This is a genomic window from Kerstersia gyiorum, from assembly GCF_004216755.1.
GTDB classification, from domain to species: domain Bacteria; phylum Pseudomonadota; class Gammaproteobacteria; order Burkholderiales; family Burkholderiaceae_B; genus Kerstersia; species Kerstersia gyiorum.
In genome coordinates this window covers 42,068-61,134 of the sequence record NZ_SGWZ01000004.1, presented here as the reverse complement: position 1 = coordinate 61,134, position 19,067 = coordinate 42,068, and the positions used below count along the sequence as shown (strand labels likewise).

The 19,067-nt window shown below is 63.9% G+C and carries 11 protein-coding genes and 1 riboswitch; of the genes, 6 read left to right on the top strand and 5 right to left on the bottom strand.

The features are described from left to right. The first annotated feature begins 53 nt into the window (after positions 1-53). Positions 54-1,070, top strand: coding sequence for a LysR family transcriptional regulator (locus EV679_RS12245; RefSeq protein ID WP_068370600.1), 1,017 nt, complete (start codon positions 54-56; stop codon positions 1,068-1,070). 160 nt (positions 1,071-1,230) lie between these two features. Here the strand turns inward: EV679_RS12245 and parC are convergent, their stop codons facing one another. Both parC and parE read right to left on the bottom strand, forming a co-directional pair. Continuing rightward, positions 1,231-3,567 (bottom strand): DNA topoisomerase IV subunit A, encoded by a 2,337-nt coding sequence (gene parC / locus EV679_RS12240; protein WP_130487372.1) that lies wholly within the window; start codon positions 3,565-3,567, stop codon positions 1,231-1,233. Then, positions 3,564-5,561, bottom strand: coding sequence for a DNA topoisomerase IV subunit B (gene parE / locus EV679_RS12235; protein ID WP_439649292.1), 1,998 nt, complete (start codon positions 5,559-5,561; stop codon positions 3,564-3,566). The genes parC and parE overlap by 4 nt, the downstream gene beginning before the upstream one ends. 210 nt (positions 5,562-5,771) lie before the next feature. Here parE and trxA point away from each other — a divergent pair, with 210 nt between their 5' ends. Further along, positions 5,772-6,098 (top strand): thioredoxin TrxA, encoded by a 327-nt coding sequence (gene trxA, locus EV679_RS12230; RefSeq protein WP_068370596.1) that lies wholly within the window; start codon positions 5,772-5,774, stop codon positions 6,096-6,098. Positions 6,099-6,213: 115 nt separating this feature from the next. Next, positions 6,214-7,470, top strand: a complete 1,257-nt coding sequence (gene rho, locus EV679_RS12225) for a transcription termination factor Rho (RefSeq protein WP_068370594.1) — start codon at positions 6,214-6,216, stop codon at positions 7,468-7,470. A 134-nt stretch (positions 7,471-7,604) separates the two neighbouring features. On the opposite strand, the gene EV679_RS12220 is transcribed toward rho, so the two are convergent. After that, entirely contained in the window at positions 7,605-11,297 is a 3,693-nt protein-coding gene (locus EV679_RS12220; RefSeq protein WP_130487370.1) for a YhdP family protein, read from the bottom strand. 260 nt (positions 11,298-11,557) lie between these two features. On the opposite strand from EV679_RS12220, the gene glnE reads away from it, so the two are divergent. The 3 genes from glnE (at position 11,558) to EV679_RS12205 (ending at position 15,962) form a co-directional block, all read left to right on the top strand. Further along, the gene (gene glnE / locus EV679_RS12215) at positions 11,558-14,434 is read left to right on the top strand and encodes a bifunctional [glutamate--ammonia ligase]-adenylyl-L-tyrosine phosphorylase/[glutamate--ammonia-ligase] adenylyltransferase (RefSeq protein ID WP_130487369.1); all 2,877 of its coding nucleotides are present in this window, start codon (positions 11,558-11,560) and stop codon (positions 14,432-14,434) included. A 12-nt stretch (positions 14,435-14,446) separates the two neighbouring features. Beyond that, positions 14,447-15,118, top strand: a complete 672-nt coding sequence (locus EV679_RS12210) for a glutathione S-transferase (protein WP_068370591.1) — start codon at positions 14,447-14,449, stop codon at positions 15,116-15,118. A 91-nt stretch (positions 15,119-15,209) separates the two neighbouring features. Then, positions 15,210-15,363, top strand: a riboswitch (FMN riboswitch). 89 nt (positions 15,364-15,452) lie between these two features. After that, positions 15,453-15,962, top strand: coding sequence for a 6,7-dimethyl-8-ribityllumazine synthase (locus EV679_RS12205; RefSeq protein ID WP_068370590.1), 510 nt, complete (start codon positions 15,453-15,455; stop codon positions 15,960-15,962). A gap of 150 nt (positions 15,963-16,112) precedes the next feature. On the opposite strand, the gene EV679_RS12200 is transcribed toward EV679_RS12205, so the two are convergent. Both EV679_RS12200 and EV679_RS12195 read right to left on the bottom strand, forming a co-directional pair. Continuing rightward, positions 16,113-17,666 carry a DHA2 family efflux MFS transporter permease subunit gene (locus tag EV679_RS12200; RefSeq protein ID WP_068370588.1) on the bottom strand — a complete coding sequence of 518 codons (1,554 nt, stop codon included), beginning with the start codon at positions 17,664-17,666 and terminating at the stop codon, positions 16,113-16,115. 2 nt (positions 17,667-17,668) lie between these two features. Then, positions 17,669-18,961: an HlyD/EmrA/EmrK family protein gene (locus EV679_RS12195; RefSeq protein ID WP_068370586.1), complete on the bottom strand. Its 1,293-nt coding sequence runs from the start codon at positions 18,959-18,961 to the stop codon at positions 17,669-17,671. Positions 18,962-19,067 lie beyond the last annotated feature (106 nt).

Here is a 19,067-nt window from a genome sequence, read left to right as displayed (position 1 = left end):
GCACCACTTTGCATTAATGCACAACGAGGATATGCGGCAACGCACAATAAATCATGAATCCAGCACGCCTCAACTGGGATAACCTGCGCATCTTCCTGGCCGTCGCCCGCGCCCACACGGCCCTGGATGCCGCACAACTGCTGGACATGGACCACTCCACCATTACCCGGCGCCTGCGCCGCCTGGAAAATGAAATTGGTTCGCTGCTGTTCAGCCGCACGACGCAAGGCCACGCCCTGACGCCCGAGGGCACACGCCTGTTGAATCACATCGAGAAAATCGAAGCGACCCTGGGTGCAATGGAATCTGATATCCGCAACGATGCCCAGGCGATCAGCGGCCAGGTCCGGCTCGGCGCCACCGAGGGCCTGGGCTGCGCCTTTCTGGCGCCGCACCTGGCCCACTTCTGCGACCGCCATCGCGACATCGTGGTCGACCTGCTGGCGGTCCCCCGCTTCGTCAACCTCTCCAAGCGCGAAGCCGACCTCGCCGTGACCATTGAGCGCCCCGCGGCAGGCGCCTATGTGGCATGCAAGTTGTCCGACTATCGGCTGCAGCTCTACGCTACCTCGCGCTACCTGGCCACGCACCCGCCCATACGCAACCTGCGCGACCTGGCTTCCCATCGCCTGACCGGCTATGTGGATGATCTGGTATTCAGTGCGGAATTGAGCTATCTGGCGCAGATCGCACCGCAATCACGCGTGCCGCTGCGCAGCACCAATGTGATCGCCCAACTGCATGCGGCCCGCCAGGGCAAGGCGCTGGCTGTCCTGCCCTGCTTTCTGGCAGCGGACGCTACAGACCTCATTCCGGTGCTGCCGGGCAAAGCCCGCATCACACGGAATTTCTGGCTGGTGACTCCGGCGGAGCACCGTCAAGTCACCCGGGTGAGAGTCCTGTGGGACTACCTGAGGGAGGTTGCCGAGGTGAACCAGGCCTACCTGATGGGCGAAACCACCACCATGCGCTGGCTGACGGCGCCCAGCATCGAACCCGCGAACGAAGCCGTGCGCGCGCACGAGCAGGCCCTTTCCCGTCATGCATCCAGTCCGCGGCCAGACCTGTGACCAGGCGCGTCCGGGCAGTGCCATTCATGTCACGGAAATGCCCGGCCTGGATCAGAAGACAGGCCCCGGCAGAAGGCAAGCCCTGGCCGCCCGGACGATCAGCTGCCTGCTGGCGCGGTACCCAGCCCTCGCCACACGCCACACAGGCCTGCCAACACCGTTATGCCAGCCCGTCCTCGTCATCAACCGCCCACAGGCGCGGCTGACGCGGCCGGACATCCAGCTGGCGGCCCTTGCGGGCACGCTTGCCAAGATAGGCCAGCAGGCTTTCCCCGGCCAGGACATCTTCTACTTCCTTCTTGCGATAGATGCCTGACAAGCGCACCCCGCCCTCGCCGGCCGCCACGATCTGGGCAATGCTGTCCTTGGCGTCCAGGCCCATGAGTATGGTGCCCCGCCCGCCGGCGGTGAGCTTCTTCACCTCATTGATATCAATGACCAGCAGCCGTTCCTGTTCGGACAACAGCGCAAGATAACGGGCTTCCGGCGCGCACGGTACCGGCGCCAGCAGGCTGTCGCCCTTTTCGATCGTGACGTATTGCTTGCCGGCGCGCTGGCGGCTGGTGGCATCCGCCAGCTTGATCTGGAAACCATAGCCGCTTGCGCTGGACAGCACCCAGCGGCTGTCAGGCGCACCTGCGAACATATGGATGATGCGGCTGCGGGGCTCCAGTTCTATCATGCTCGTGACCGGCGCGCCGTCGCCACGTGCCGACGGCAGGCCCGCCACGGCAATGGTATAGGCCCGTCCAGTGTCACTCAACGCGATCAGCGTGTCGGTAGTGCGGCATTCGAAAGCGCCATACAGCGCATCGCCCGATTTAAAGCCGAACTGGGTGGCGTCGTGGCCATGGCCCTGGCGCGATCGCAGCCAGCCTTGTTGCGATACGATCACCGTGACCGGTTCATCCAGCACTTTGGCTTCCATGACGGCGCGCTCAGCCGGTTCGATCAGGGTGCGACGCTCATCGCCATACAGCTTGGCGTCGGCCTCGATTTCCTTGACCATGGCCCGCTTGAGCGTAGTTTCGTCGTCCAGCAGGGCTTGCAGCTTTTCCAGTTCCTGGCGCTTATCGGCCAGTTCCTGTTCGATCTTGAACCCTTCCAGCCGCGCCAGCTGGCGCAAGCGCATTTCCAGGATGTCATCCGCCTGGCGCTCGCTCAGCGAGAAGCGCGCCATCAACGCCTCGCGCGGTGCATCGGATTCCCGAATGGTCTCGATAACAGCATCGACGTCCAGGTAAACCACCATGCGCCCTTCCAGCACATGAATGCGGTCGGCCACCTTGTCGCGCCGGAAGGCAGTACGCCTGACCACGGTATCACGCCTGAAAGCCAGCCATTCCGTCAGGATTTCGCGCAGCGAGCGCTGGCGCGGACGGCCGTCCAGGCCGATGCACACCAGATTGATGGCAACATTGCCTTCCATGCTGGTACGCGCCAGCAAAGCAGTAGCGAATTCGTCGCGGTCCACCCGCGAGGATTTCGGCGCAAAGACCAGACGCACCGGGGCATCCTTGCCTGACTCATCGCGCACCGTATCCAGCAGGTTCAGCATCAAGGCCTTGGTCTGCTGCTGCTCGGCGCTGAGTGCTTTCTTGCCGGCCTTGGGCTTGGGATTGGTCAGGTCCTCGATTTCCTCAAGCACCTTCTGGCCAGACGTGCCGGGCGGCAATTCGGTCACGACCAGCTGCCACTGGCCACGGGCCATTTCCTCATAGTGCCAGCGCGCCCGCGCCTTGATCGAACCTCGGCCAGTACGATAAATCTGCGCGATATCGTCGGGTGCCGTGATGATCTGGCCGCCGCCGGCGAAATCCGGCCCGGGTACCATCGCGTACAGGTCGTCATCGGGCAGGCTAGGCTTCTTCAGCAGCGCCACGCTGGCACGCGCAACTTCGCCCAGATTGTGCGACGGGATCTCGGTCGCCATGCCCACCGCGATACCGGATGCGCCATTGAGCAGCATGACGGGCAGCCGCGCTGGCAGCATCAGCGGCTCCTGGTAGGAACCATCATAGTTGGGTCCGAAATTGACCGTGCCTTCGTCGAGCTCGTCGAGCAACAGCCGCGCGAAAGGCGTCAGGCGGGCCTCGGTGTAACGCATGGCGGCGGCATTGTCGCCATCGCGCGAGCCGAAGTTGCCCTGGCCGTCGATCAGCGGATAGCGCAAGGTGAAATCCTGCGCCATTCGCACCAGTGCGTCATACGCGGCCTGATCCCCGTGCGGATGGTATTTGCCCAGCACGTCGCCGACGACGCGGGCCGATTTCACCGGCTTGGCGCCGGAATGCAGGCCCATGGCGTGCATCGCATACAGGATGCGGCGCTGCACCGGCTTCTGGCCATCGCCCACTTCGGGCAAGGCGCGGCCGCGCACCACGGAAACGGCGTAATCCAGATAGGCCTGTTCGGCGTACAGCCCCAGCGTCAGGTCGCCATCCGGATCCTGGTTGGCGTCCTGCGGATCAAAATTTTGGTTGAAATCGTCAGTCATATGTCCAGCTCGGCCAGGTTGCCCTTGTCTTCGATCCAGCTGCGGCGCTGGGCCGCTTCCCCTTTGCCCATCAGCATGTCGAACATGCGGCTGGTATCATCGCGGCCCAGCGGGCCATAGGCCACGCGCTGCAGGCGCCGGGTATCCGGATTCATCGTGGTTTCCCACAGGTGTTCAGGGCTCATTTCTCCCAGGCCCTTGAAACGGCTGATGCGCCAGCTATCCTCGCGCACGCCTTCCTTGCGCAGTTTTTCCAGCAGGCCATCCAGTTCACCTTGGTCCAGGCAGTAGATCTTGCGCGCCGGGCGCTTGCCCTGCGCCGGCACGTCCACCCGGAACAGCGGAGGCCTGGCCACGTGGATATGCCCGGCCTCTACCAGCCGGGGAAAATGCTTGAGGAACAGCGTCAGCAACAGCACCTGGATATGCGAACCGTCGACGTCGGCATCCGACAGGATGCAGATACGCCCGTAGCGCAAGCCGGACAGGTCGGGATCATCCTCCGGGCCATGGGGATCGACCCCGATGGCCACGGAAATATCGTGAATTTCGTTATTGGCGAACAGACGGTCGCGCTCCACCTCCCAGGCATTGAGCACCTTGCCGCGCAAGGGCAGCACGGCCTGGAAGGATTTGTCCCGGCCCATCTTGGCCGAGCCGCCGGCCGAGTCGCCCTCAACCAGGAACACTTCGGTACGCGAAACGTCGCTGGATTCGCAATCGGTCAGCTTGCCGGGCAGCACAGCCACGCCGGAACTCTTGCGCTTTTCCACTTTCTGCGCGGAACGAACCCGCGCCTGGGCCTGGCGGATGGCCAGCTCTGCCAGCTTGCGGCCGTATTCCACGTTGGAGTTGAGCCATAGGTCCAGGGTGCCCTTGACGAAGCCAGACACCAGCCGGACCGCGTCGCGGCTATTCAGGCGCTCCTTGATCTGGCCCTGGAACTGCGGGTCCAGTACCTTGGCCGAGAGCACGAAACTGGTGCGCGCAAAGACATCCTCGGGCAGCAGTTTGATGCCCTTGGGCAGCAGGCCGTGCAGTTCGACAAACGATTTGACGGCCTGGAACAGGCCGTCGCGCAAGCCGGCCTCATGGGTGCCGCCGGCAGGCGTGGGGATCAGATTGACATAGGACTCACGCGCCACCTGACCTTCAGTCGTCCAGGCCACCACCCAATCGGCGCCCTCGCCCTGGGAATGATGTTCGTCATCGGCGCCGGCATGTTGCCCGCCCTCGAAAAAGGGCACCAGCAATTCCGCACCGTCCAGCGCTTCGGCCAGATAATCGTGCAGACCGTTCTCATAGCGCCAGGTTGTGGCGGCGCCGGTTTTTTCCACCTTGAGCACAACCTTCACGCCTGGCAGCAGGACAGCTTTGCTGCGCAGCAGGTGCGTCAGTTCATTGAGCGGAATGGTGGCACTGTCGAAATAACTGGCATCCGGCCAGAGCCGCACTCGCGTGCCGGATTTCTTGCGGCCAGCCTCCGGGCAGGGGGCCAACGGCTCCACCAGATCCCCGCCGGCAAAAGCGATGCGATGCACGCTGCCGTCACGCCAGACTGTCACTTCCAGCCGGGTGGAAAGCGCATTGCTGACCGACACGCCCACGCCGTGCAGGCCGCCGGAAAAGGCATATGCGCCGCCGTCCTGCTTGTCGAATTTACCGCCGGCGTGCAAGCGCGTGAACACCAGTTCTACCACTGGCGCGTGCTCCTCGGGGTGCATGCCGACCGGAATGCCGCGCCCGTCGTCTTCGACGGTGACGCTGCCGTCCAGGTGCAACGTGACCTGGATCTGCTTGCCGAAACCTGCCAGCGCTTCGTCGGCCGCGTTGTCGATGACTTCCTGGATGATATGCAGCGGGTTCTCGGTGCGTGTGTACATGCCCGGGCGCTGCCGTACCGGCTCCAGTCCTTTCAGGACGCGGATGGATGCTTCGTTATATCGCGGTGTCGCCACGCAATTGCTCCAACTACTGTGGAAAAAAACAGACATTTTAAGGAAAGTCGGCGCCTTGCGCTCTTTTACGTGCCAAACTTCTTGCTTGTTCCCCCGTGAGCAACACCCGGCGCGCCTTTCCAGCCCACCACCGGCTGCCAGAAGCCCCGATACAGTGTTATGCTCACTGCTATCAGTATCACCTATTCATGGGAAACCTAAACGACCAGGCGCCCCGCCTAGTCTTTCCCGCCACGAGAATCCATCATGAGTGAAGCCATCAAGCACATCAGCGACGCCAGCTTCGACGCTGACGTCCTCAAGTCCTCCCAACCCGTCCTGGTCGATTACTGGGCAGCCTGGTGTGGCCCGTGCAAAATGATCGCCCCCATCCTCGAGGATGTTGCCCGCGACTTTGCCGGCCGTCTCACGATCGCCAAGCTGAACGTGGACGATAACCCCGAAAGCGCTGCCAAGTATGGCATCCGTGGCATCCCGACCCTGATGCTGTTCAAGGATGGTCAAGTCGCCGCCACCAAGGTTGGCGCCGTCTCGAAGGCCCAGCTGACGGCTTTCCTGGAAAGCTCGCTGTAATCCGCCATCACGGAGCAGGCTTCGCGCCTGCTCCGACGCGCTCGGCGTCTTCTATCGCCGGCCAGCATCTCCTTACGAACAAGTCCTTTCTTTCCATCCCCTCTTTTCTCCGCTCATGCACCTGAATGAACTGAAGGCGCTGCACGTCTCGCAGCTGCTGGAAATGGCCGCGAGCCTGGACATCGACAACGCCAACCGGCTCCGCAAACAAGAGCTGATGTTCGCCATCATGAAGCGCCGTGCCAAGCAAGGCGAGCAGATTTTTGGCGATGGCGTGCTCGAAGTGCTGCCTGACGGTTTCGGCTTCCTGCGTTCGCCCGATACCTCCTATCTGGCCAGCCCCGACGACATCTATATTTCCCCGTCCCAGATCCGGCGCTTCAACCTGCATACCGGCGACTCCATCGAAGGCGAAGTCCGCGTGCCCAAGGATGGCGAACGCTATTTCGCACTGGTGAAGGTCGATCGTGTCAACGATCAGCCGCCCGAAGTGCTCAAGCACCGCATCATGTTCGAGAACCTGACGCCGCTGCACCCGGATTCTCCGATGCGCCTGGAACGCGACATCAAGAGCGAAGAGAACCTGACGGGCCGTATCCTCGACATCTTCGCGCCCATCGGCAAGGGCCAGCGCGCCCTGGTCGTCGCCAGCCCGAAGTCGGGCAAGACCGTGATGATGCAGCACATTGCCCATGCCATCACGACCAACTACCCCGACGCCTACATGATCGTCCTGCTGGTCGATGAGCGCCCCGAGGAAGTGACCGAAATGCAGCGCACCGTGCGCGGCGAAGTCGTGGCTTCCACGTTTGACGAGCCTGCCACACGCCACGTTCAGGTCGCGGAAATGGTGATCGAGAAAGCCAAGCGCCTGGTTGAGATGAAACGCGATGTGGTCATCGTGCTGGACTCCATCACGCGTCTGGCACGTGCCTACAACACCGTGGTGCCGTCCTCCGGCAAGGTGCTGACCGGCGGCGTGGACGCCAACGCCCTGCAACGCCCCAAGCGCTTCTTCGGTGCAGCCCGCAATCTGGAAGAAGGCGGCTCATTGACCATCATCGGCACCGCACTGATCGAAACCGGCAGCCGCATGGATGAAGTGATCTACGAAGAATTCAAGGGTACCGGCAACTGCGAAGTCCACCTGGAGCGCCGCCTGGCAGAGAAACGCATTTACCCGGCCATGAACCTGAACAAGTCGGGTACGCGCCGCGAGGAACTGCTCATCAAGCCGGACCTGCTGCAGAAAATCTGGGTGCTGCGCAAGTTCATCCACGAAATGGACGACGTGCAGGCCATGGAGTTCATTCTCGACAAGATGCGCAAGACCAAGAACAACGCCGAATTCTTCGACATGATGAAGAAATAAGCGCAGTGCAGGCCTCATGCCTGCACCCTTTCCACCGGCCAGGCTGCCTCCGCGCAGCCTGGCAGGCGGGATTCACAGCCAGCCCCGACGACAATCGCCGAGGCTGGCTGTTTTCATCGGGCTGTTTTCAGGGATCAGTTGCCGGTCTCGGCATAGTGCAGCTCTGCGGACGGGCTGCTGGCGCGTTCGGGCTTTTCCTTTTCCAGCGCCTCGATGCTGGGGTCGTCCCAACTGCCGGTGACTTCGTACTCCAGCCGCATGGCTCGGGCCAGCGGGTCTTTCAGCAACCATTGCGCCACGAACGCCCCTACCCCTACCACCGGGTTCACCACAAAGCCGGCCGCCACCGAGGCCCCGCTAACATCCAGGTGAGGCGTCACCGTCGCCTGCAGGTTCCAGCGTTGCTGAACCAGGTCAGTGCCGCCCTGCAGCACGACCTGAGCCGCCGGGCCATCCACCGTCAGGGTCTTGATATCCATCTCGGGTCCGGCCAGCTGCACCGTTCCCACGATGCTGTCAAAAGGAAAGCCATCCTTGAACGCCTCGGCGGGGCGGGCATCCAGGCTCAACACCCGCGACAGCGATTGCAGCGACAGAATTTCCAGCACTCTGGCGCTGCGCGAACGCATGTGCACAAACCGCCCCTGTTCAAGATCCAGCGCTACCGTGCCGCTGAGGCTGCGACCATCCTGGCGCCAGGGGAAATCCAGCCAGCGCAAGCTGGCCGTCGCCTTGCCACGGCCAGCGCGTACGGCATCGTCCAAGCCCCAGACATCCAGCCACTTTCCCAGGTCGCTGACGGCAGTATTGAGGTTGAGCGCCAGCCCCCGACCCGGCCCTTCGACCTGCCAGTTGCCGGTGGCGCTCAGCACTGCTCCCGGCTGCCCCAGCACCAGACTGTCCAGCCCCCAGTCGCCGCGCATGTTGCGATTTTTCCCGCGCGCCTGCAGTTTGCCCAGCGCCTTGCCGCGCCATGACAACTCATTGATTTTCAAATCCAGGTCCGGCAGGCGGAAGGCCGACGAAATATTCCAATCAGGTGCTTCCTGCGTCGGCGACTGGCTGGCCTGCCCGACAGCCTGGGGCCATGCCAGGCGGCCGAATTCAGCCAGCAGCACAGGATGCTGCGCCTCAGGCTGGCTGCGCCAATCCAGCGTACCGTCCAGTTCGTCTCCCTGCACGGCAATACGCCAGCCGCCACGTGCCTGGCGCTCGGCCTGCAGGCGAACCTGGTTCCACTGCGCGGCAAACGCGTGCACCCGCTCTGCCGCCAGCTTCACGCTGGCCAGCCCCGGCAGCAATGGCCGTCCGCTCGCCTGGCCATCGTCGAAATCCGTGAAAACCTGATCCCAGGCAGCCCAGTCGAACTCCGGCATATGCAGGTCTACCGCCAGCCCCGATACCGGCAGCGCCAGGGCCACCGCACCATCGACCAGCGCGCCACGCCAGAAATAGGCATCGCGGCGGGCCGCATCGTGCTCCAGCCGCAGGGCACCGATACCGCCAATACGCGCCGCCAGCACTTCGCTGCCTGCCGCTTCTCCCGGCCCCCAATTCAGGGTAACGGAGCGGCGCGCCTGCGCCGCTTTTCCCAGCGGAGCAGGAAAGTCCAGCGTCGTTCCCTGCAGGCTGCTGTCGACCTGCAACCACAAGCGGTCGCCAGCATCCATGCCTAGTCTGGCCTGGTAGGGAATTTCCCCACCAAAACGCGCAGCCGCTGCCGGCGGCAACCAGCGCTGCAGGCTGTCGGCCGCCAGCGCGCCCTCCATGTTCAGGGCCGCGTCGATATCCTTGCGCGTCAATTTGCCGCCCAGGCTGAAGGCACCGCCCAGGAAACGGCCGCGGATATCACGTGCAGAGATACCGTCGTTATCAAAATCCAGCCAACCACTCAGCGCCGAGAACACGGGGATTTCCGGCTTGATTTCTACTTGCCCGCCCTGCAAGGCCACGGAACCGCTGACCTGGCTGTCCACACTGTGCATCAAGGGAATATCCAGCTTGAGCGCCATGCCCCAATTGCCAGTCGCAGCGATCTGGGGCAACACGGTATGCGCCAGGATCTCGCCAAGATCCGAATGCTGCATCAGCGCCAGGTAATGGCGCGCCTCGCCAGCCAGCCCGGCATCAACCTTGAGGTGCGCAGCCTGACGGTAGAGATCCGTGATACTTGCGGCAGCCCGGTTCAGCGCCAGCCGATTGGCCGGCCCCGTGATCACGGTACCGGATTCCAGTTCCAGCGCCAGAACATTCTGCAGGAGATCCATGCGGCCCTTGGCGGACTGCACCAGCGGCCAGCCCTTGTACCTGCCATGTGCCGGGGCGTAATCCAGCGTCAGGCCATCGAAATCCCCTTTGAGGGAAAAACGCGTCCCCTCGCTGGCCGCGTCCTCGAACGGAAAATCATCCAGGTTGCCGCGCAATTCCAGGTCTGACTGCCGCAGCTCTCCGGCCTTGAGCGCCGTCGCCAGCCAGTGCCGGGTCTCTTCCGGCACCACCAGAGGGAAATAGGCGTGCAGGGCAGGCAAAGACAGGCGCGCAATGGTGCCCTGGACATCCAGCCACCCGGCCTCGCTGCCTGCCTTCTGCTGCCATTGCCCCTGCAACGCCAGGGCCAGGTCCTCATTTTCCAGAGACAGCCGCCGCACAGCGGCCGACCAACCCTCTGCATCCGCCCCGCGCAGTTCCGCGACGGCAGACGCCTGCCGCAAGGGCAGGCGGCGTTCGCCGAACTCTGCGGGCCACCAGAACGCCGCATCCCGCAACGCAACATCGGCATAGACCCGCTGGCCCTCCCGCGCAGGCGCAAGCCAGGCTGGTAAGGCCGCGCCAGCCTGCTGCTGACTGTCTGCCTGCGCCGCCGGAGGCGGCACCTGCCACAAGGCGGCAGGCGAACCATCGGCATACACGTCGACGGCAGCCGCCTGCAGGGCGGCTGCCTGCGTCCGCCAGGCAAGACCGCGCGCATGCAAATCCAGTACCACATGCTCCAACACGCCGTCCTGCACCAATGCCCAGGCCTGGCCGGATACCTGCCCCTGCTCCAGACCTGCCTGCCGGGCCGGCAGCCAGGCCGCCCAACGCGCCAGGTCCACGCCGGTGAAACCGGCATACAGGCGCGCATCCCAGTTCGGCTGACGGGAAAGCACTTCGAACCAGCGCCGGTCGAATTCGCCGCGCAGTGTCAGGCTGCCAGCCGCTGTATCCGCCCCTGCCGGCAACGCTGCCGACAATCCGAAGGCATGGTGGGCAAAACGGTTGATGAAACGTGCCTGCACCGAACTCAGCAGCAATTCCGGCGCTTGCGGATCGTGGCGCTCATCGCGCCAGCGTAATACGGCATCGCGCACAACCCATTCGCGCTGCTTGCCCAGCCAGCGCAACACGCGTTCACTGGCTTGCGGGTCATCCGAAGCCGTTTGCCCCTGCGGGCCGGCCAGGTGGATGTTGCCCTGGGCATCCCGCCGCACCGACAGATCCAGGCCGCGCACCTCCAGGTACAGGAACAGCGGTTCCCATTGCAACAGGCTGCGCCAGGACATGACCGCCTGTGCTTCCGGTACGCTGAGCACCTCGCCATCGTCCCCCTGTATGCGCACCCCGGACAAAGCCAGCCTGGCGTTGAGGCCGCGCCAATCCGCGCCCACCCGGCTGATTTCCACCTTGGCGCCCAACGCCTGCGACGCGACGCGCTCTATCGCCGGGCGGAACCTGTCCACCTGGGGCAGCACCGCATAGCGAACGACCAGCAGCGAGCCTGCGGCCGCCAGATACAGCGACAGCAGCAGCCAGAACAGTATGTGCAGGAATTTCCTTAACCGGCGCAATGCAGTGCTTCCTCGCGCATGGTCCCTCTTGTTGTATTCTGCTTCAAGCGAAGCATCGCAGCCCGCGCAGCATGCGTCCAGCCGATGTCCGGGCTGTCCCTCCGGGACGCCAGCCCATCGACCAAAATGCAATCAGCGCTTCGCTTGATGATTGATTCGTCAGTGCAATAGTTATATTAGACCTCAGAAACCGCTTGCGTTCCCGGCCTGGACGCTGGCGGGCATTTCCACCGCGCAGCCACTGCCTTCGAGCCCCTGTCATGAGCGATTTCTCCCCTACCGCCGCTTCCCTGCCCTCGCCACCGGAAACCGGCCCAGACACCCAGCCCTCCCCTCGCGCCGCCCTGCAGGCCGCACTGGCCTGGTCGGAGTACCTGGCCCGCCGCCTCCAGGCCCGGCCAGGGCTGCAGGACACGATAGAAGCGCTGGCACTTGCGCCGGTGGATGCCGGGGTCATACAGCAACAGTTCCAGGCCCTGGCGGCTACGGCTGCCCTGGCGACGAATGAGGGACTGGATCCCGACGCCGCCAGACGCGTCCTGCGCCAGCTGCGCGAACGCATCTTCTGCACGCTCATGGTGCGAGATATCGGCGGCATGGCGACACTGGAAGAAGTCACCCGGAGCATGACGGCGCTGGCCGAACTGGCCGTGGCCACGGCCTATCGCACCACGATGGCGGAACTGACGCGTGTATATGGCACGCCACGCGACCCTGCCAGCGGCGCTCCGCAGGAAATGATCATCGTCGGCATGGGCAAGCTGGGCGGTGAGGAACTGAATGTCTCGTCCGATATCGACCTGATCATGCTGTATGGCGAGGAAGGTGAAACGGACGGTGCCCGGCGCCTCAGCCACCACGAGTTCTATGGCCGCCTGACGCAGCGCATGATGCCCATCCTGGCCGATAACGATATCAACGGCTATGTTTTCCGCACCGACCTGCGCCTGCGCCCCGACGGTGACGGCGGCCCCTTGGCCTGGAGCCTGGACGCGCTGGAACACTATCTGCTGCGCCAGGGCCGGGAATGGGAACGCTATGCCTGGCTGAAGGCGCGCGCACTACCGGCCCGCGCCTTTCCGGACAGCCAGCTCGACGAACAGTGGCGGCAGATGGAAAGCCTGCGCGTGCCTTTCGTCTACCGCAAATACTTCGATTTCGATGCCATCGCCGCGCTGCGCGCGCTGCGGGAACGCATCAGCAATGATTGGAACCGCCGTGCACATGCACGCAATGGCGTCGAAGCGATCCACAACATCAAGCTGGGTGAAGGTGGCATCCGGGAAATCGAATTCGTGGTGCAACTGGCCCAACTGATGCGCGGCGGCCGGCAGCCCACGCTGCAGGAACGCAATCTGCTGCTGGCGCTTCAGGCCGAACAGGACGCGGGCGTCATGCCTGCCGAGGAAGGCGCGCAACTGGCACAGGCCTACCGTTTCCTGCGCCGCACCGAGCACATGCTGCAATACCGCGCCGATGAGCAGACCCATTTGCTGCCCGCCGGCCCGGAACGCCTGGCCCAACTGGCGCATGCCATGGGCATGAAGGAAGCGGAATTCAGCGCCTGCCTGGCGCAGCACCGCGCCAATGTCTCGCGCATCTTCCAGGATGTCTTTCATCTGACCGGCATCGGCCGCGCCGTAGCGCCCGGCAGCGACACCGGCAGCCAGGAAGACAGCCCGGACGTGCAGGAAAAACTGGAAGCCCTGGCGCGCCAGCATTTCACGGACCAGGCGGATGGCCTGCTGCAAAGGATACGCGCCATGCTGGGCGGCCATCGCATGCGCAGCCTGCCCTCGCTCAGCCGTGAACGGGTGGAGCGACTGCTGCCTGCCGTGCTGGAAACCGCGGCGCGCACAGAAGCCCCGCACGACGCTGCCGTGCGCCTGCTCGACCTGATCGAACAGATATCCCAGCGCAGCGCCTATCTGGCCCTGCTGGCAGAGTACCCCGACATTCTGACGCGCGTGGCCCGCATCGTAGGCGCCAGCCCCTGGGCCGCCCAATACCTCACCCAGCATCCCCTGCTGCTGGACGGCCTGATCGACTGGAACACGTTGGCCGAGCCCCTGGACGTGCGCCAGCTGGCGCAACAACTGCGCAGCGAACTGGATGCCTGCCAACTGCCCGACGGCTCGCCCGATGTCGAGCGACAGATGAACCTGATGCGCGACACCCAGCGCCAGGCCAGTTTCCAGCTGCTGACGCAGGACCTGGAAGGCACCCTAAGCGTCGAAGCGCTGGCCGATCAGCTGTCCAGCCTGGCCGACGCTCTGCTCGAAGAAACCATTCACCGCATCTGGCCCATGGTCAAGCGCAACAACGTGCTGCCCCAACCGCGCTTCGCCGTCATCGCCTACGGCAAGCTGGGCGGCAAGGAACTGGGCTATACCTCCGACCTGGATCTGGTCTTCATCTACGAAGACCCGGACGACAATGCTGCCGAGCTGTATGCCCGCCTGGGCCGGCGCATGACCTCCTGGCTGACCACCATGACTTCATCGGGCAGGCTCTATGACGTGGACCTGCGGCTGCGCCCCGATGGCGACGCCGGCTTGCTGGCCGTGTCCTACGATGCCTTCGCGCGTTACCAGCGCGATCACGCCTGGCTCTGGGAACATCAGGCCCTGACAAGGGCGCGTTTTGCCGCTGGCGACGCCTGCCTGGGAGAGCGCTTCGAAGCCCTGAGGCGGGAAATCCTGCTGCGCCCCAGGGACCCGCTGTTGCTGGCCGAAGAAGTCCGCGCCATGCGCCAGCGCATCAGTGACGGCCACCCCAACCCCAGCATGCTGTTCGATATCAAGCACGACCGGGGCGGCATGGTGGATATCGAATTCATCACCCAATACCTGGTCCTGCGCCACGCCTGCCAACATCCGGCGCTGCTGGACAACCTGGGTAACATCGCGCTGTTGCGCATCGCCGGTGAACTCGGGCTGATACCACAGGACCTGGCACGCCAGTCCGGCGACGCCTATCGCATCATGCGCCGCATACAACACAACCTGAGAATGCGCGGCGATGAAAAAGCCAGGCTGCCTGCCGGTCAGATGGCCAGCGAACGCGCCGTGGCCGAACGGCTCTGGCAGCAAGTGCTGGGCCCCCGGTTACCCGAAAACAATCACCTCCATCATTGAAGCGGATTACGCATGATTACCCTGCATCACCTCGAACACTCACGCTCGCAACGCATCATCTGGCTGCTTGAAGAGCTCGGACTGGAATACCAGATCCAGCATTACGCCCGCGATGCAGACACGCACCTGGCGCCGGCCGCCCTGCTGGCAGTGCACCCGCTGGGCAAGGCGCCGGTCATCACCGACGGCGACAACGTGGTGGCGGAATCCGGCGCCATCATCGAATACCTGGTCGACCGGCACGGCGGCAATGCCAGCCTGCGTCCCGCAGCCGGCACGCCGGAAGCGCTGCGCTGGACCTACTGGCTGCACTTCGCCGAAGGCTCGATGATGCCGCCGCTGCTGGTGCAATTCATTTTCCGCCGGGTACGCAAGGCTGACATGCCCTTCTTCGCACGCCCCATTGCCGAACGCATCGCCGACAGCGTCGAATCGGCCTTCGTCCAGCCCAATCTCGGACGCCAGCTCGACTTCATGGAAAGCGAACTCGCCAGCCGCGACTGGTTTGCCGGCGATGCCTTCACCGCTGCCGATATCCAGCTGAGCTTCCCACTGGAAGCCGCCGCCGCCCGGGAATGGCTGACCCCCGAAAAGCACCCGCGCCTGCTCGGCTGGCTGGCGCGCATCCAGGCCCGTCCCGCCTACCTGCGCGCACGCGAGCGCGGAGGCCCCTACGAGCTGTGAGCCGTCAGGCATATCGTTCCAACGCCATCTCATAAGAGACGGCGTTATACTGACCATGTCCTGTCGAACTGCAACTGCAGCCAGCCAGGGCAAGCGTTTTCAGGGCGGGGTGAAACTCCCCACCGGCGGTAGGCGTGCCAATAGACACGCGAGCCCGCGAGCGCCCGGCAGCCTTGTTGCCGGGGTCAGCAGATCCGGTTCGATGCCGGAGCCGACGGTCATAGTCCGGATGAAAGAAAGCGCGCAAATCCTCCACCCACGGCCGCTGGCCGCAGGGGGTCGGTTTTCGTGTTGTCTGCCCTGATTCTGGAACTCAGTCTTCAATGGGAATACCATGAATCAGTCCGTTTCTCGCAATACCCCTCTCCCCACCCGCACACCTCGTTATGCCGTCATCCAGGCAGGCTGGCACGCGGAAATCGTCGGCCAGGCTCGCGAAGGCTTTCTCGACGAACTGGCCAGGCACGGCTACGCTGCCGACCTCGTCGACATTTACACCGTGCCAGGCGCCTTTGAAATTCCGCTGCATGCGCAGCGCCTGGCCCGCAGCGGCCGCTATGACGGCATCGTTGCCACGGCCTTCGTGGTCGATGGCGGCATCTACCGCCACGATTTCGTTGCCTCGGCTGTCATCGACGGCCTGATGCGCGTGCAACTGGACAATGACGTTCCGGTCTTCTCCGTCGTGCTCACGCCGCACCATTTCCACGAACACGACCAGCACCAGGACTACTTCTTCCGCCACTTCTCGCAGAAGGGCGCCGAAGCGGCACGTGCTGCACTGGAAACCGTCGCCAGCCTGGAGCAACTGCCCACAGCTGCCACCGAGCTCGCCGCGGCCTGAAGCCGTTCTCCCGGCCAGCGCCACGGCGTCGGTCGGGACATGAAAAAAACGCCTCCGGACGTTGATCGTCCGGAGGCGTTTTTCATGTCGGCGCGCCCGGCCTGGGCTGGCACGCGCCGTTTGTTGCGCTGTTTGTTGCGCTGTTCGTACTCAGTGCGCGCCTGCCGCCTCGCCGCCCGCGCCGCCACGGCTGGGACGCTTGGCGATCCAGACCAACGGAATCAGCATCATGAAAATGATGGCGGACACATAGAAGATGTCATCCGCTGCGAGCATGAACGCCTGCTGGTTCAACAGTTTTTCCACCTGGGCCAACGCCTGCTGCATCGACATTCCGGCCGCCTGGTAGGTATCCAGGGCATGCTGCAGCGCTTCGCTGCCGGGCAGCATATGCTCGGTCAGTTGCGCGTGGTGCAGGCTGGCCCGCCGTTCCCAGAACGTCGTGGAAACCGACGTGCCTACCGCCCCTGCCGTGATGCGCACGAAATTGGACAGCCCGGATGCCGCCGGCATGCGTTCTGGCGCGATGCTCGAGAGCGTCAGCGTCATCAGCGGAATGAAGAAGAAGGCCAGCCCTATCCCCTGGATCAACGTCGGGATCATGATGGTATCGAAATCCACCTGCGTATTGAAACGCGCCCGCATGAACAGCACCAGCGCAAACACCAGGAAGGAGAACGTCGCATATTTGCGCGGGTCCACCTTTGCAATGCTTTTGCCAACGAAAGGCGAACACACCAGGGCCAGCAGGCCCACCGGCGCCATCGCCATGCCGGACTGCGTGGCGGTGTAGCCCATGTACTGTTGCAGCCACAAGGGCAGCAGCACCACGTTGCCGAAGAACAGGCCATAGCCGATGGAAATCGCCAGCGTGCCGGTCCAGAAGCTACGAATGCGGAACAACGCGAGATCCACGACCGGATGGCGCTCCGTCAGTTCCCAGGCCAGGAAGAACACAAAGCCCACGACCGCCACCACCGCGCAGCCTACCACCAGCGGCGACTGGAACCAGTCATGTTCCTTACCGATATCCAGCATGATCTGCATGGCGCCGACCCAGAGCACCAGCAGGGCCAGCCCGATGCTGTCGATGGGCAGGGAGCGCCGCATGGTCTCGCGATCCCGGAAGATGCGCCAGGTCACAAATACCGACAGGATGCCCACCGGTACGTTGATATAGAAGATCCACGGCCAGCTCATGTTGTCCGTGATCCATCCCCCCAGCAGGGGCCCGGTCACCGGCGCCACCAACGTGGTCATGGACCAGGCCGCCATGGCCAGTCCAGCGAGCGCCTTGGGATAGCTCGACAACAGCAAAGCCTGTGACAGCGGAATCATCGGGCCGGCCACAAAGCCTTGCAACACCCGGAAGGCGATGAGCAAGGGCATATTGGGCGCCAGGCCGCACAGCCAGGACGACAGGACGAACAGGGCCACGCTCAACACGAACAGGCGCACCTGGCCAAAGCGCAGTGACAGCCAGCCCGTAAGCGGCACGGAAATGGCGTTAGCCACCGCGAAGCTGGTAATGACCCACGTGCCCTGCGTCGCGCTGACACCGAGGTCGCCGGCGATCGCGGGCAGGGAAACGTTGGCGATAGAGGTATCGAGCACGTTCATGAAGACGGCGGCCGACAAGGCCAGCGTCCCCATCATCCGCGCCCGTCCTTCCAGCGGCGGCAAAGGCTGCATCGCTGCCGCCATGATCAGTTCACGCCCGTCGCCGGCGACGTCATGCCGAGTTTGATGGCCCGATCCGGCACACCCAGGTTGGCTGCAATGATGCGCGTGACATCCGCTTCAGCCCCTTCTTCCTGCTGGCGGAAGACATCCGTTTGCGCGAACGCCTCGGTACGCGGCGTGGCTGCCAGCATATTGCCGCTCTTGTCGCTGATCCTGACCTTCACATCCATGGACAGGCCAACACGCAACGGATGCTCGGCCAGTTCATCGCCCGTCAATTCAATACGCACCGGCACACGCTGCACCACCTTGATCCAGTTGCCCGTGGCATTCTGCGCAGGCAGCAGGGCAAAGGCAGCGCCCGTCCCCACACCCAGGCCGGTCACCTTGCCGGTATAGCGCACCTTGGTGCCATACAGGTCGGCCGTCAGCGTCGCTTCCTGGCCCAGGCGCAGGTCGCGCAGCTGGTTTTCCTTGAAATTGGCTTCCACCCAGACCTCGCGCAGCGGCACGATGGTCATCAGGTTGGAACCGGCCGACACGCGCTGGCCCAACTGGACATTGCGGCGCGCCACGTAGCCGTCGGTCGGCGCCAGGACGGCCATGCGCTCGTTGGCCAGATAGGCTTCACGCACCGCCGCTGCCGCCGACTGCACGGCCGGATGGTGGATCACGTCTGTCCCGTCAGTCAGCGCCTGGTTGCTGGTCAGTTGCTCCCTGGCAGCGGCCAGCGCCGCCTCGGCAGCGGCCAGCGTGCTGCGCGCTGCCGCCGAACTGGCTTCGGCATGGCGCAGCTCTTCGCGCGACACAGCCCCGTTGCTGGCCAGCGTCGTACGGCGCTTGCGGTCGTCCTCGGCACGCGCCAGATCGCTGCGCGCCTTGACCACCTCGGCCTGGCGCAAGGCTATTTGCGCATTCAGGGTTTCGTTGTCCGCGTACAGCGTGCGCGCCTGACGCACAGCCTGCGCCAGTTGCGCCTCGGCCTGTTCCAGGCGGATGTGCGCGTCTGCCGGGTCCAGGCGTACCAATACCTGACCCGCCTTCACGAAGTCCGTGTCGTCGGCATAAATGGCCTCTACCGTCCCTTCCACCCGCGGTGTGATCTGGATGACATTGCCCTGCACATAGGCGTTGTCCGTGGTTTCATAGCGGCCGCCCAGCAGCCACTCATAGACGCCGAAGGCAAGGGCCGCCAGCACGACGACCAGCGTCACGCTCAGCAGCACTTTGCGGCGGTGCTTCACTGCCGCGGGATCCAGCTGCGGCTTGCTGCTGCTGTTTACGTCACTCTTTTGCGTGTGATTGTCGTCACTCATGGCAAATTTTCGCTGAACAATGAAAAAACCCGGCGCTTGCCGGGGTGAAAAAATTCCAGCCCTAAGGCCCCGTCATTCCCATGCAGCAATGCATGGGCCAGGCGTA

Excerpts from the sequence above, each read along its gene's own strand:
- EV679_RS12205 (WP_068370590.1), top strand. The coding sequence starts at position 15,453 with ATGAATCAGTCCGTTTCTCGCAATACCCCTCTCCCCACCCGCACACCT.
- EV679_RS12245 (WP_068370600.1), top strand. The coding sequence starts at position 54 with ATGAATCCAGCACGCCTCAACTGGGATAACCTGCGCATCTTCCTGGCC.
- parE (WP_439649292.1), bottom strand. The coding sequence starts at position 5,561 with ATGTCTGTTTTTTTCCACAGTAGTTGGAGCAATTGCGTGGCGACACCG.
- trxA (WP_068370596.1), top strand. The coding sequence starts at position 5,772 with ATGAGTGAAGCCATCAAGCACATCAGCGACGCCAGCTTCGACGCTGAC.
- EV679_RS12210 (WP_068370591.1), top strand. The coding sequence starts at position 14,447 with ATGATTACCCTGCATCACCTCGAACACTCACGCTCGCAACGCATCATC.
- parC (WP_130487372.1), bottom strand. The coding sequence starts at position 3,567 with ATGACTGACGATTTCAACCAAAATTTTGATCCGCAGGACGCCAACCAG.
- EV679_RS12200 (WP_068370588.1), bottom strand. The coding sequence starts at position 17,666 with ATGGCGGCAGCGATGCAGCCTTTGCCGCCGCTGGAAGGACGGGCGCGG.
- rho (WP_068370594.1), top strand. The coding sequence starts at position 6,214 with ATGCACCTGAATGAACTGAAGGCGCTGCACGTCTCGCAGCTGCTGGAA.
- EV679_RS12195 (WP_068370586.1), bottom strand. The coding sequence starts at position 18,961 with ATGAGTGACGACAATCACACGCAAAAGAGTGACGTAAACAGCAGCAGC.
- glnE (WP_130487369.1), top strand. The coding sequence starts at position 11,558 with ATGAGCGATTTCTCCCCTACCGCCGCTTCCCTGCCCTCGCCACCGGAA.